The sequence below is a fragment of the Allorhodopirellula solitaria genome (assembly GCF_007859855.1).
GTDB classification, from domain to species: Bacteria; Planctomycetota; Planctomycetia; order Pirellulales; family Pirellulaceae; genus Rhodopirellula; species Rhodopirellula solitaria.
The window spans coordinates 134,712-148,263 of record NZ_SJPK01000008.1; the positions used below are offsets into that span (position 1 = coordinate 134,712).

The following is a 13,552-nucleotide window of genomic DNA, read 5'->3' on the forward strand; positions in this document are numbered from 1 at the left end:
CTTGGTGCGTCACGAGGCAGCCCGATGCTTCCTACCCTGATGGTTTGGGCCGATTTGGATCTAAAAACCCCCCCAATAGGGACAGTTAGCGACGATGGCAAAGAAATCTAACGCAGCCAAAATGGTTTACTACTTCGGCCAAAAGAAAACCGAAGGCAAAGGTCACCCGAAAGCCCTGTTGGGCGGAAAAGGGCTCAATCTCGCTGAAATGACCTCCATCGGGCTGCCCGTGCCTCCCGGATTCACCATCACCACTGAAGTTTGCGGTGATTACTACACCCATGGCAAGAAACTGCCGGCCGGTTTGATGGATGAAGTCAACGAAGCTGTCAAGCTGCTCGAGGACGAGCTCGACAAGAAGTTCGGTGACAACGACAACCCGCTGCTCGTCAGCGTTCGCAGCGGTGCCGCCGTTTCGATGCCTGGCATGATGAACACGATCCTCAACCTGGGACTCAACGACGAGGCCGCTGAAGGGCTTGCCAAAGCGACCAAGAACGAGCGATTTGCTTACGATGCCTATCGCCGCTTGATCAACATGTACGGCGACGTCGTGATGGGCTTGTCCCACCACAGTTTCGAAGAAGCGTTCGACAAGGTCAAGAAGAAATACAAGGTCACCGAGGACACCGACGTCCCCGCCGAAGGTTTGCGTGAACTTTGCGACGCCTACAAAGCCGTTTACAAAAAGCAAGCCGGCGAAGAGTTCCCACAAGACCCCATCAAGCAACTCCAGCTCGCTATCGAGGCTGTGTTCGGCTCCTGGAACGCGGACCGTGCGATCTCCTATCGCCGCATCGAAGCTGCCAAGGGGAACTCGCAGATCGCCAATCTGATCGGTACCGCAGTGAACGTCCAAGCGATGGTTTACGGCAACATGGGTGACGACTCTGGAACGGGTGTGGGCTTCACCCGCGACCCCAACACCGGACAGAACAAGTTCTACGGCGAGTTCCTGATCAACGCCCAAGGCGAAGACGTCGTCGCTGGGATCCGCACCCCACAACCCGTTGCTGAAATGGGCAAGTGGGACAAGGCGGCTCACAAGGAACTGATGGAAATCAAGAAGACGCTTGAGGACCATTACCAAGAGATGCAGGATATCGAGTTCACGATCGAGAAGGGCAAGCTGTTCATGCTGCAGACCCGGACCGGGAAACGAAACGGCATCGCCGCCGTGAAGATCGCCTGCGACATGGTCAAGGAAGGCTTGATCACCGAGAAGGAAGCAGTCATGCGGGTTCCCGCATCGGACCTGACGCACTGCCTCCTGCCCTCGTTCAAGCCGACCGCTCGCAACGCTGCCGACCTGCTCTGCCGCGGCCTCAACGCTTCCCCCGGAGCCGCTGTCGGCAAACTCGCCTTCACCGCTCAAGAAGCCCGTGAGCGTCACGAAGCCGGCGAACAGGTGATCCTCGTCCGCCGCGAAACCAGCCCCGAGGACGTCGAGGGCATGTCGGCCGCCGACGGGATCCTGACCAGCACCGGTGGTGCGACCAGCCACGCCGCTGTGGTCGCCCGCGGTTGGGGCAAGTGCTGCGTCGCTGGAGCCAGCGACGTCTCCATCAATGAGAAGAGCAAGAAGATCACGGTGACCAACGCCGAAGGTCAAACCCGCACCTTCACCGCGAAAGACACGATCAGCCTCGACGGTACCACCGGCGATGTCATGGCCGGCGAAGTCGAAACGCAAGAGCCGAAGCTGTCCGGTGACTTTGCCCAGCTGATGGAATGGGCCGATAAGTACCGCACGCTGAAGATCCGCACCAATGCGGATTCGCCCGCTGATAGCAAGCGAGCTCGCGATTTCGGTGCCGAAGGCATCGGCCTCTGCCGAACCGAACACATGTTCTTCGAAGCCGATCGCATCATCCACATGCGTGCGATGATTCTCGCCGACACCGAAGCGGACCGCCGCGCCGCGTTGAAGAAACTTCTGCCCTTCCAACGCAAAGACTTTGAGGGCATCTTCAAAGCAATGGCCGGCCTGCCCGTCACCGTTCGCTTGCTCGATCCACCACTGCACGAGTTCCTGCCCCACGAAACCGCCAGCCAAAAACAGATGGCTGAAGAACTCGGCGTCAAGCCAGCCGAGATCAAGAAACGCGCCGAAGTGCTGCACGAATCCAACCCGATGCTCGGCCACCGCGGTTGCCGGCTCAGCATCACCTATCCCGAAATCCTCGAGATGCAGGTGCAAGCGATCGTGGAAGCCGCGATCAACTGCTCGAAAAAGAAGATCGACGCGCAAGCCGAAATCATGATCCCCTTGGTCGGTACCGCTGCCGAACTTCGCATCCTGCGTGAGCAGGTTGAGAAGACCATCGAGAAGACCAAGACCGCCAAGAAGTTCGAAGGCGAGTTAAGCATCTTGATCGGTACCATGATCGAGATCCCACGGGCCTGCCTGACCGCTGACGAAGTCGCTGAGTATGCAGACTTCTTCAGCTTCGGCACCAACGACTTGACCCAAATGACGTTCGGCTACAGCCGCGACGACATCGGTGGCTTCCTGCCCGACTATATCGATGCCAAAATCCTGCCCGTCGACCCGTTCCAATCGCTCGATCAATCGGGTGTCGGACAACTCGTCGAGATGGGCGTCAGCAAGGGACGCAGCGAGAAAACCAAGCTGAAGATCGGTATCTGTGGCGAACACGGTGGCGATCCCGCATCGGTTGGTTTCTGCAACCAAGCCGGACTCGATTACGTCTCCTGCAGCCCATTCCGCGTGCCGATCGCGCGTTTGGCCGCTGCTCAAGCTGCGATTGAGCAGAAATAAGACGAAGCATCGCCCATCGAGAACGCCCCTCGGCTCGCGCCGGGGGGCGTTTTTTGTACCCAACGGCCACGCCTCCCGCCTGTCGCGACCGCTCGCGGCACGCGGGAGGCGTGGTCGCCAATTCTGCCGCCATTTCTCCCATCGACTCCCAAGGCCTCGACCATGTCTGAAATCCACGCCAAGTACAACGAAGTTGAAAAGCTAATCGACGACGAGAAGTACGACGAAGCGATCCCTGCCCTCGAAGCGATCGTGGCCGAGGACGACACCTTCGTACTCGCTCATCTCGCCCTCTCCCGCGCCTACACCAAAACCGAAAAACACGATCTGGCGATCCAGCACGGCGAGCGCGTCTGCGAACTCGAACCCGAGGACGCATTCAACTTCACCGCCATGAGCGTGACCTACCAACGCGCCTGGGCGGGAACCCAGAACCAGGACTACATCCGCAAAGCCGAAGACGCCATGGCCCGGGCCCAACAACTCAACGCACAGTAATGAAGCCTCGTGCTCGTCGCTCAAAATCGCGGCGTTGATTGTTGCTCGGCGAGATGAGGGTGGTGGAAATATACGCAAAGTCGCTAGAACGCGAAGCACCTGGAGACGCCTTGCGTCCCTGCGCCTTGGCGTCCTTGCGTTCTAATTGGCACGGCATGCCAGGCAGACGCTCGGTAGAACGCAGTTCGAACCGGTGCGGGAACCGCTGGTGCGGACGCGGTCGACGTGGGCGAAGTTGAGTCGCGGACGGGAAACATCTGGTACGAGAAGGCGGATCGACGGCATAGAGTTAGCCAGCCTTCCCCGAATCGGAGCGAGGTTGGTCTTAACGCAGAGGCGCAGAGAACGCAGAGAAATTTTGCTTGACCCTCGAATCCAGCCTCCTCATACTCAATCGGCGCCAGCTGGCGACACGACTCCCTCCAACCGGCGATAACACTTCTCGTGCCACCGAGGGAATTGAAGGTCCAACCAGCGATAGCACCCCAGGGGACCAGGATGCCATCTTCGCAACCGGGGGTAATTGCCTCGTTCTGGCATTAGAGTACGACAGTCGTGCTCGTGCTCGTGCTCGTGCTCGTGCTCAGTGAAACGGTGCTCGTGCTCGTAATCGATTCAGAAAGGGGCACTGATGTTCGATCCAATGTTTGACCACGATCGACTCGACGTTTATCGTCTCTCGATCGAGTACACTGCTGATTCCTTCGCTGTATCGAAGGAATTGAACGGGCTCCACCGACATGCCCGCGATCAATGGCTTCGTGCCGCCCAGTCGATTCCGCTCAACATCGCCGAGGGCAACGGTAAACGCAGCCTCAAAGACAGAGCGAGGTTTTTCGACATCGCTCGGGGCTCGTCTTTCGAATGTGCTGCGATTCAAGATGTGCTCGTTGCCTCCGGCGGCATGGAGCATTCGCAGAGCTATCAATTGAAATCGAAACTCAAACGGATCGTCTCGATGTTGACCAAGATGGCAATGAAGTTTGGCACCGTTTCGGAGTCACCAGGTGCATATGCAGTGGAGGTCGATAGCGAGCACGAGCACCGCGATGCTGAGCACGAGCACGAGCACGAAGAAGGCAGGAAGCCAGAACCATGACGTGCACCCAAGGGCGGCTTGCGCGATTTCAGAAACTGGGAATCAATCGGCCGTGGTGATGCGTGATTCTGGGAAAGAAGCACGCTGGCACCGTCGCTCAAAATCGCGGCGTTGATTGTTGCTCGGCGAGATGAGGGTGGTGGAAATATACGCAGAGCCGCTAGGACGCGAAGACGCGAAGCACCTGAAGACGCCTTGCGTCCCTGCGCCTTGGCGTCCTTGCGTTCTAATTGGCACGGCATGCCGGGCAGACGCTCGGTAGAACGCTGATCAGACCGGTGCGGGAACCGCTGGTGCGGACGCGGTCGACGCGGGCGAAACTGAGTCGCGGACGGGAAACATCTGGTACGAGAAGGCGGATCGACGGCATAGAGTTAGCCAGCCTTCCCCGAATCGGAGCGAGGTTGGTCTTAACGCAGAGGCGCCGAGAACGCAGAGAAGTTTTGCTTGACCCTCGAATCCAGCCTCCTCATACTCAATCGGCGCCAGTTGGCGACACGACTCCCTCCAACCGGCGATAACACTTCTCGTGCCACCGAGGGAATTGAAGGTCCAACCAGCGATAGCACCCCAGGGGACCAGGATGCCATCTTCGCAACCGGGGGTAATTGCCTCGTTCTGGCATTAGAGTACGACAGTCGTGCTCGTGCTCAGTGAAACGGTGCTCGTGCTCGTAATCGATTAGGAAAGGGGCACTGATGTTCGATCCAATGTTTGACCACGATCGACTCGACGTTTATCGTCTCTCGATCGAGTACACTGCTGATTCCTTCGCTGTATCGAAGGAATTGAACGGGCTCCACCGACCTGCCCGCGATCAATGGCTTCGTGCCGCCCAGTCGATTCCGCTCAACATCGCCGAGGGCAACGGTAAACGCAGCCTCAAAGACAGAGCGAGGTTTTTCGACATCGCTCGGGGCTCGTCTTTCGAATGTGCTGCGATTCAAGATGTGCTCGTTGCCTCCGGCGGCATGGAGCATTCGCAGAGCTATCAATTGAAATCGAAACTCAAACGGATCGTCTCGATGTTGACCAAGATGGCAATGAAGTTTGGCACCGTTTCGGAGTCACCAGGTGTATATGCACTGGATGTCGATAGCGAGCACGAGCACCGCGATGCTGAGCACGAGCACGAAGAAGGCAGGAAGCCAGAACCATGACGTGCACTTAAGGGCGGCTTGCGCGATTTCAGAAACTGGGAATCAATCGGCCGTGGTGATGCGTGATTCTGGGAAAGAAGCACGCTGGCGCCGTCGCTCAAAATCGCGGCGTTGATTGTTGCTCGGCGAGATGAGGGTGGTGGAAATATACGCAGAGCCGCTAGGACGCGAAGACGCGAAGCACCTGGAGACGCCTTGCGTCTCTGCGACTTGGCGTCCTTGCGTTCTAATTGGCACGGCATGCCGGGCAGACGCTCGGTAGAACGCCGATCAGACCGGTGCAGGAACCGCTGGTGCTCGCGGGCGAAGCTGAGTCGCGGCCGGGAAACATCTGGTACGAGAAGGCGGATCGACGGCATAGAGTTAGCCAGCCTTCCCCGAATCGGAGCGTAGCGAGGTTGGTCTTAACGCAGAGGCGCAGAGAACGCAGAGAAGTTTTACTTGACCCTCGAATCCAGCCCTCTCATACTCAATCGGCGCCAACGGGCGATAACATCCCCAAGGATTAGCTTGTCGGCCGACTGAATTCTGTACTCGCAAGGGATCGTCATGAAACCAAGCCGGCAAACTTTGCTCTCGTGCGGGGCAAGCCCACATGGGAGCGGGGTGAACGCTCCATGATTCTAATCGCAAAACGGGGATTCCTGTCAGACAAGCTGACAGGGGATCTGGTTTGGTGGAGAGTCAACAGCTCATTGTCACGTCCAATACGACATTGGTTAGGTCCATCAGCAACTATTGTGGGTTTCGCTTTGGGTGAGCCAAGGCGAGAGCGAATTCTGCGGAAGAATGCCCCCAATGCACAGTTGGATCTCGCTAGCGACGCCGCAGCGGTTCGCAGAGCCGTGGCGGCTCGATTCGCACTTGTGCGGGTTCTTCCACTGAGGAGTTTGCCGCCAGTCTTCTTGCTTCCGGGGCACAGGCACAGGCAAAGCCAAGACGCGAAGAGTGGATGTGAGACTGTAGCTGCCGGGAGAAACGGAGCCGAGCACTGCAGAGGTGCTGGCTTGGCAAGGGATATCTCGGTCGATGGTACGCCAATGGTGTTGCCGGTCCCTGGCGGACATTCGTTCGTCGGGCACCCATTTTTGTAAGATTATTGGATACTAGAGCCATGCCTTAAAATACCTTCCCGCTGTGCTCCGCGCACGCTTCCGTCGGATGAGCCACTTCGGCTGGCAGCGGACGCGTCCGCCGCCAGCATTTATTCGGTGACGGCATCGCTCATTTCGGACGCCACCGCCATGCCTCTAAAATCCAACACGCTGGAGTTACCCACGACAAACCCGGATGGACCATTGGTTACTCCCGCATTGCTTCGTTGTTCTCGCGGCCCACGCTGAACCGGGGCGTTCATCGTCGCTGATTCGGCAATCGAGTTGAGGCCTTTGTTTTGACCATGCCGGCTTTCCGAATGTTCAAGGATCGCCAGCAATACCAGCTCGCAATTGACGCGTATGGATGCCAGTTTGAGGCAATGGCAGTGCTCGTCGTCACGTCGGCTCAGAACCTATAACCGCTCAAGTCCACGCCATTCGGGATGGAGTCCATTTTGACGCTTGCGGACCCGGCCGGTATGATGCTTGGCCCGGTACGATGGCTCAGCGGATCGGGGGCAGGTGCCAACGTTGTGCTGAGATCATGATTATGACCGAGATGCAAGAGGGTGTTTCCGATGACGCAAACCAGCCAAGTGAACCGACGCATTCTGCTTCATTCCCGGCCGAAGGGGGAGCCGAGTGCAGAGAACTTTCAGCTGGAGAACGCTGAAACTCCAGTGCCAGGTGAAGGTGAATTGTTGTTGCGGACGGTCTATCTGTCGCTCGACCCCTACATGCGAGGGCGGATGAGCGATGCGGAGTCCTACGCCGAGCCGGTTGCCCTCAACGAGGTTATGGTCGGCTCGACGGTCTGCCGTGTGGAGAAGTCCAATCACGCGGAGTTCGCTACCGGTGATCTCGTCCTCAGTCAAAGTGGATGGCAGGATTACGACGTTTCCGATGGCACGGGGCTCATTCGGCTCGATCCGCAGATGAAGCACCCTTCATTGGCCCTCGGCGTTCTGGGGATGACGGGGTTCACCGCCTTCATGGGCCTCTTGGATATTGGACAACCTCAGGCGGGAGATACCGTCGCCGTCGCGGCCGCAACGGGTGCAGTGGGATCGGTTGTCGGGCAGGTCGCCAAGCTGAAAGGCTGCCGTGTCGTCGGCGTCGCGGGCGGTAGCGAGAAATGTGAATTCGCAGTCCAGGAACTAGGCTTTGACGCCTGTGTGGACCACCACGCAGCAAACTTTGCTGACCAACTCACTGCTGCATGTGACAAGGGTATTGATGTCTATTTCGAAAACGTGGGAGGCAAAGTCTTCGATGCGGTGCTTCCGCTCCTCAACACCAAAGCACGCATGCCCGTGTGCGGTTTGATCGCTCATTACAACGACACTGAGCTTCCGCCTGGTCCCGATCGCTTGACGCTGTTGACGCAGACAATCCTGATCAAGAGACTCAAAGTGCAGGGCTTCATCATCTTTGACGACTACGGATCCCGCTACAACGAGTTCATCGAGACAATGAGCGGATGGGTCGAGGATCAGAAGGTCAAGTTCCGCGAAGATATTGTCGACGGCCTTGAAAATGCCCCCGACGCATTCATGGGAATGCTCAAGGGTAAGAACTTCGGCAAACTCGTCGTTCGCGTCGGCAAGGGTTGAGGTTCATCCGACGGAAGCGTGCACAGATCACAGCGGAAGGTTTTTTGAGTACTGTCATATCCAGAACGAAAATTTGCAGTGCGCGCGTACGCTCAGCGGCACCACCAATAGGGTAGCTTTTTCGACACTCAAAGTCCACTGTTTGTCGGCCAGCCAGCACGGCTCGGTTAGCTTTGGTGGTTCAGTCTCGCCACCCTGGTAGATATCCGAAGCTCTGAGAGCCCCACACTGTCTCATCCGGCGTTTGAACCGCTAACAGAGCATCTCACTCTAGCACGGGCTTGCTCAGCAGAGCTACGCTCCACCGATACCCTCGGCATGCGACGACGTTGTTAGTGTGCTTGGCAGCACGACAATTCAGCCTAAGGCTTCAGAGCTTCGGACGGTTTCGATTCTACAGTGTTTTCCTGGTTCACTCCAAGACGAATTAGTAAGCCGATCAGCAAGTCGCCGATCGATTGAGGGCCTCGACGCTTCTTGCCAGCGAGAAGCTGCCAGGTCGCCTAATTCAAGCCAAGCGAACTCCGATTCAATCCATTCCATCGCCGCAGCCCTCCCTGAGCACACTAAGATCCTTTATGTGCCTGTGTATCTACCCGAAAAGATGTGTAGGATAAAGAGGGCATCGCCCTGGGGTCGGATAATCGGATAGCGAAATGTTTCGGTAGCCCCAACGGGGCGGCCCTCATGTTCGCCGCAATCCTGCCGTTCGGATGGCATGTGCAAATAGAGCCGCCCCGTTGGGGCTAACGCGAGGTGGTGGCGTCTGAAACCCCAGGCGTTGACTGGGGCTTTCATAGGACTGCCCCGTTGGGGCGTTGTCATGAGCTATCTTTAACTTGTGGGTAACCAACAGCTCGGCGGCTCACCGACTACGATGCGGACGCGGCGCTAATGCAGTTTCGAATTGTTACGATGGCGGTCGCGATCCCGGTCTGTTTTCTTGGCCAGGTTTTTCTTCAGGGCGTCCGTTAGATCGATGCCAGATTGATTGGCCAGACAGATCACGACGAACAACACATCGGCGAGTTCATCCGATAGCTCGCCTGTGTCCTCTTCCGGTTTGCGAGACTGCTCACCATGGCTGCGTGATAGGATCCGAGCGACTTCGCCCACCTCTTCCATTAACTGAGCGAGGTTGGTGAGTTCATGGAAGTATCGTACCCCGATGGTTTGAATCCACTGGTCCACATCCTTTTGCGCCTGCGACAGGGTCAGCGACTCGGATGTCGTGGGGGATGAGTCTTTCATGGCTTGGCGAGCAATAGATAGGTGCCACTCTTGCCCGCAACGGCGATATCCATCCGCTCGTCCTGATTGAAATCTTCCACGACAATCTGCAGTCCTGTCCCGACTCGGCCCTCGTCGATCGTGTGCCGTGTGAAGGATTTGGAATCGGGGTTCCAGCGATACCAATACAAACACGGAACCTCTTTACCGCCGGGGTCATTGCCGTTGTGGGCGAAGTATCGTTTGCCGGTGATGAGATCGGGATGACCGTCACCATCGAGGTCCTTCCACGCCAAACTATGCGGCTGGGAATAGCTTCGGTCAATCACGTGATCGGTCCATTGAATGGTCTTGTCCGGCCCGGAGACACCCTGGTTCTCTCGCCACTGCAATCCGAAGTGGTGTCCATTGCCGTAGATCCAGTCGTTGTCGCCATCACCGTCGAGGTCGGTCACGATCATCGGCAGACTTGCATTGAGATTCCAGTCTGGATGATACGTCCAGCTATTCTCCCAGGGATCGGATTCAGGCTGTTCGTACCAACCGCTGCCGACGAGGATGTCTTTGCGACCGTCACCGGAAATATCGCCCACCGCGATCCCGTGACCGCACTTGGGACCGATCAATTGGCGTTTGACGGTGTACGCAGGCGTGCCCGGTTCCGTTTCGCCTGAGGATGCATTCTTCGGTATGAACCGCCAAACGATCATCGGCGCGTCGGCTTTCCAGCTATTGACAATCCACTCGACGTTGCCGTCGCCATCGATGTCTTCGAGCAACTGCCCTTCGTTGGCGGTCGCCCCCGTATCGACGACCCGGTGCTGCTGCCATTGCTTGCCCAGTCGCAGTCCCTCTTTCCCTGGATTGCGATACCAATTCACTTCCGTGGGCAGAAACGATGCCGCGATCACGTCGAGACGCCCGTCGTTATCGAAATCGAGCAGATAGTCGCCGTTGCTTTGCACGTACCCATTCCAATCGTCGATGTTACGCAATGGTCGCGGTGCCCAATCACCGTTCCGGAACCAATGCCGTCCCGAAACGATGTCGAGTTTCCCGTCGCCGTCGATGTCGCCTGCCGCAATGCCTTCGTTGGAATCGACTGTGAGCAAGCGAACATCGAACTCGGGTAGGTCGTCTGCACCCACCGCCGAGATGAGCAGACAAATGCTGAAGAGTGCTGGGATGGGGGAGAATAAGTTCATCGAAGCATCCGTTTATTGTTTTTGAGATTGAGGATTAGCGGCACGTTTGGCTTGGACAAGCTCATCGATTTCGTCATGAAATGATTGCAAGCTCGCTTTGTCATCGGAGAATCCTGTATGGACCGACTCCACAATACCCTCTGGCGAGATCACAAGTGTCAGTGGAAGCTCCTCAGCAGAAAATTCATCGATCATCGCACCCTCGGGGTCCACCGCTACCTCGACTCCCCAATCCTGTTCGCCGACAAACCCCGAGACGAGGTTGGGGTTTTCACCGATATTGACTGCATACAGGACGACGTTGGCGTCCGCATGCTGGTCAACTGCGGACTTGAGTACAGGCATTGCCTCGATGCAGGGCACGCACCACGTCGCCCAGAAATCCAAGACCACGATTTTGCCCCGCAGGTCCGCCAATTCGATTTTCTTTCCTTCGAGTAGCGTCAGCGTCGAGGCGGGGACCGGTTTGCCGAGCAGCGGATGTTTGGCGGTATCGCCAGCGGTCTGTTTTTGATAGTCAGCCATCGAATCGTACTTCACCGAATCCTTGGTCGCGGCGAATCGAAACAACTTCTCATCGACGGCGCCTGTCACCCGCCAAGACACGAAATCATATCGCAGCGACAAGCCGTAACCTTGGGGCACATGGACCTGGCCACTCGCCTGCAGCATCGGGGTGAGGTTGACGAGTAGGCGTAGCGGCCGGGGGCGCTCTTCATCGGTGATCCATAAATCCCACACAACGCCATCGTCCTGTTGCCCACGCACGTGGACCGAGTCGGTGCGTCCACGGAACTTTGTTTTCCCCTTTGCCTCGACCGATGACATGCCGCCGAAAAAGGTGATCGATGGATCGACTCCCGCGAGTGTCAATGCCAGCATCGGTTCGGGGTACGGACCGAAGTCGATCGGCGAACCGGTGACGATCGATTGGTTGTTCCAAACGCGGGGCAATTCGTAGTAGGCGGCCGACGAGAGTGCCACGATGCTCGTTTCACCATCGGAGTAGATTCGTTTGCGGTCGCTATCGGACTTGTGATAGATCGTGTACTGATCGGGGAACTTCGACGCGATCTGGAACGTGGACTTTTCTCGCGACAGGATCTCGCCATGCATCACAGTCTCGACGGACAATTCGATCTCGGATCGAGATGCGTCGGTATCGGCAATCGCTTCAAAGAGTGGCAGCAGTGCCGCCTGCACCTCATCGCTGGGTTGAAACGCGTCATTCTCACCAGCCTCCGGTTTTGATTCGGCAGCCGCCTTGTCGCCCGGCTGCTCGTCCGCGGCGACGATGCGGCTGGCGCTGAACCAGGCCACTGAGATAGCGACTAGCAATACGAACCTAACCACAGACGCGGCCCGTGGATGACGATCAAAAGGTCGGCGGGGTCTCTCAAGGTGTTTCATCATAAGAAGTTTGCTCAGGTAGTCGTGCTCTGCGAATCGGCCGGTGACGGCACGAATCGAATGGCGGATAGACACATCAGATTGTTCATTCCTGCTTGCCCACGGCGGCACGGCCGGTGCGCCTGCTTTGGCCCCGGCTGGGGTACCGCTCGTTGGGGACGTCGGCTCGCTGGCGAGAAAAATGGCGTGTGTTGCGTGGCCCGCCGAACATCGCTGCTCACGCACCGGGTTACCAGGGCCATGCCGCAGTCCCGTGTCGGTGACCTTGGCCGGACGGCCTTCGACCCAGCCAATCCGCTGCGACGGTGATGCCAGGGGCATCGCGGTCGCGATTAATCGCGTGATTCTCGTTTTCGGCGGCTGTACTTTTCGAGTGTTCGTCGCTCACCCGAAGTCAGGCTGGATTCGCCCGACTCATGGATTTTAGCCAAAATGCGATCCGCTTCCCGTTCTTCCTCGCGAATTTTCTTGTCAGGATCGTGAATTTTTAATTTTGCCCGTCGCGACCGTTGTCTTAGGCGGCCGGGGACCTCATCGATCGCCGTGAAATCGATCCGCTGGAAGCTCCAACCCTGCTTGACGTAGAGGAACCCAAAGAGCGCCCCAGCCAAGTGGACTCCGTAGGCGGTTTCGCTGCCGCTCATGCCTGCGGCGCCGAGCAAATCTAACAGGACGAGACCGCTGACGAGCACCCAAGCCTTGATCGGCAGCACCATCATCAACAGCAGTTCTTGATTGGGATAGTAGCAGGCGAACATGACCATCAAAGCCATCACGCCACCACTGGCCCCAAGCGTCTGAACATGCAGCGAGATACCGGGCACGAACGCACCCAGAATCCAGGGCGATACCATCGCCACCACGCCGCCGACCAAGATGGCTGCCAGGTAGGCCTTCAAGAACTCCTGACCGCCCAATCTCTGTTCAATAGCACGGCCAAAGACATACAACAAAAACATGTTGAACAGCAGGTGCATGATATTGGCCCGGTTGTGCAAAAAACCGTAGCTCACGGTCTGGAACCACAACCAGGGCCGCACCAACGACGTGCCGCGGACGGCGAAGATGTCGTCGACATGGCTACGTTTCGGTTCCATGGGAGCGAGCACGGCATCCCGCCCGCTCCGCTCCAATCCCTGCCCCGCGTCGGATTCAGGGCTGTACTGAAAGAGCATCTGCGCCACGAACACGATCACGTTGATCACGATCACCGTGATCACCATGCTCCGCGGATTCTCAACCCGATCCCACGGCGTGCGTTCGGTACGACCGTAGTCGCGATCATTGATACCCATGTGAATTGGAGCCTTGCGTAGGAGTGTCCAACAATTACCAACAATCGATCCGTGAACTCCGCGACATGCGAAGCACGACAAACGAAAGAAAAAATGCAAAACGAAGACGCGATGCCGCAATCTTCATTTTGCATTCAAACGATTTCAATACTGGGTCAACGAC

Annotated in this window: 10 protein-coding genes; 5 read left to right on the top strand and 5 right to left on the bottom strand. The window is 57.4% G+C overall.

Annotation, left to right across the window (positions count from 1 at the left end; genetic code table 11):
- The first annotated feature begins 94 nt into the window (after nucleotides 1-94).
- The 4 genes from ppdK (at nucleotide 95) to CA85_RS15915 (ending at nucleotide 5,539) form a co-directional block, all read left to right on the top strand.
- Nucleotides 95-2,782, top strand: a complete 2,688-nt coding sequence (ppdK, locus tag CA85_RS15900; RefSeq protein WP_146392320.1) for a pyruvate, phosphate dikinase — start codon at nucleotides 95-97, stop codon at nucleotides 2,780-2,782.
- A 162-nt stretch (nucleotides 2,783-2,944) separates the two neighbouring features.
- On the top strand, nucleotides 2,945-3,280 hold the full coding sequence (locus tag CA85_RS15905) for a tetratricopeptide repeat protein (protein WP_146392321.1): 336 nt from the start codon (nucleotides 2,945-2,947) through the stop codon (nucleotides 3,278-3,280).
- Between the two features lie 631 nt (nucleotides 3,281-3,911).
- Nucleotides 3,912-4,379, top strand: coding sequence for a four helix bundle protein (locus CA85_RS15910; RefSeq protein WP_146392322.1), 468 nt, complete (start codon nucleotides 3,912-3,914; stop codon nucleotides 4,377-4,379).
- A gap of 698 nt (nucleotides 4,380-5,077) precedes the next feature.
- On the top strand, nucleotides 5,078-5,539 hold the full coding sequence (locus CA85_RS15915) for a four helix bundle protein (protein WP_146392323.1): 462 nt from the start codon (nucleotides 5,078-5,080) through the stop codon (nucleotides 5,537-5,539).
- Between the two features lie 1,204 nt (nucleotides 5,540-6,743).
- On the opposite strand, the gene CA85_RS24995 is transcribed toward CA85_RS15915, so the two are convergent.
- Nucleotides 6,744-6,896 carry a hypothetical protein gene (locus CA85_RS24995; RefSeq protein WP_186774989.1) on the bottom strand — a complete coding sequence of 51 codons (153 nt, stop codon included), beginning with the start codon at nucleotides 6,894-6,896 and terminating at the stop codon, nucleotides 6,744-6,746.
- A gap of 318 nt (nucleotides 6,897-7,214) precedes the next feature.
- On the opposite strand from CA85_RS24995, the gene CA85_RS15920 reads away from it, so the two are divergent.
- A complete protein-coding gene (locus CA85_RS15920; RefSeq protein WP_146392324.1) occupies nucleotides 7,215-8,249 on the top strand; it encodes an NADP-dependent oxidoreductase in 1,035 nt (344 codons plus the stop codon).
- Between the two features lie 891 nt (nucleotides 8,250-9,140).
- On the opposite strand, the gene CA85_RS15925 is transcribed toward CA85_RS15920, so the two are convergent.
- From CA85_RS15925 to CA85_RS15940, 4 genes are read right to left on the bottom strand one after another with little or no spacing between them, the layout of a single operon-like run.
- Nucleotides 9,141-9,500 carry a nucleotide pyrophosphohydrolase gene (locus CA85_RS15925; protein ID WP_146392325.1) on the bottom strand — a complete coding sequence of 120 codons (360 nt, stop codon included), beginning with the start codon at nucleotides 9,498-9,500 and terminating at the stop codon, nucleotides 9,141-9,143.
- Complete coding sequence (locus tag CA85_RS15930; protein WP_186774990.1) at nucleotides 9,497-10,684, bottom strand: FG-GAP repeat domain-containing protein; 1,188 nt, start codon at nucleotides 10,682-10,684, stop codon at nucleotides 9,497-9,499. Before CA85_RS15930 ends, CA85_RS15925 begins: the two co-directional genes overlap by 4 nt.
- A 12-nt stretch (nucleotides 10,685-10,696) precedes the next feature.
- Nucleotides 10,697-12,415, bottom strand: coding sequence for a redoxin domain-containing protein (locus tag CA85_RS26030; protein ID WP_315852716.1), 1,719 nt, complete (start codon nucleotides 12,413-12,415; stop codon nucleotides 10,697-10,699).
- 11 nt (nucleotides 12,416-12,426) lie between these two features.
- Nucleotides 12,427-13,389 (bottom strand): rhomboid family intramembrane serine protease, encoded by a 963-nt coding sequence (locus CA85_RS15940; RefSeq protein WP_146392326.1) that lies wholly within the window; start codon nucleotides 13,387-13,389, stop codon nucleotides 12,427-12,429.
- Nucleotides 13,390-13,552 lie beyond the last annotated feature (163 nt).

What these genes read in the sequence shown, in the direction of transcription:
- ppdK (WP_146392320.1), top strand. Translation starts at nt 95, where the DNA reads ATGGCAAAGAAATCTAACGCAGCCAAAATGGTTTACTACTTCGGCCAA.
- CA85_RS15905 (WP_146392321.1), top strand. Translation starts at nt 2,945, where the DNA reads ATGTCTGAAATCCACGCCAAGTACAACGAAGTTGAAAAGCTAATCGAC.
- CA85_RS15910 (WP_146392322.1), top strand. Translation starts at nt 3,912, where the DNA reads ATGTTCGATCCAATGTTTGACCACGATCGACTCGACGTTTATCGTCTC.
- CA85_RS15915 (WP_146392323.1), top strand. Translation starts at nt 5,078, where the DNA reads ATGTTCGATCCAATGTTTGACCACGATCGACTCGACGTTTATCGTCTC.
- CA85_RS24995 (WP_186774989.1), bottom strand. Translation starts at nt 6,896, where the DNA reads ATGAACGCCCCGGTTCAGCGTGGGCCGCGAGAACAACGAAGCAATGCG.
- CA85_RS15920 (WP_146392324.1), top strand. Translation starts at nt 7,215, where the DNA reads ATGACGCAAACCAGCCAAGTGAACCGACGCATTCTGCTTCATTCCCGG.
- CA85_RS15925 (WP_146392325.1), bottom strand. Translation starts at nt 9,500, where the DNA reads ATGAAAGACTCATCCCCCACGACATCCGAGTCGCTGACCCTGTCGCAG.
- CA85_RS15930 (WP_186774990.1), bottom strand. Translation starts at nt 10,684, where the DNA reads ATGAACTTATTCTCCCCCATCCCAGCACTCTTCAGCATTTGTCTGCTC.
- CA85_RS26030 (WP_315852716.1), bottom strand. Translation starts at nt 12,415, where the DNA reads ATGCCCCTGGCATCACCGTCGCAGCGGATTGGCTGGGTCGAAGGCCGT.
- CA85_RS15940 (WP_146392326.1), bottom strand. Translation starts at nt 13,389, where the DNA reads ATGGGTATCAATGATCGCGACTACGGTCGTACCGAACGCACGCCGTGG.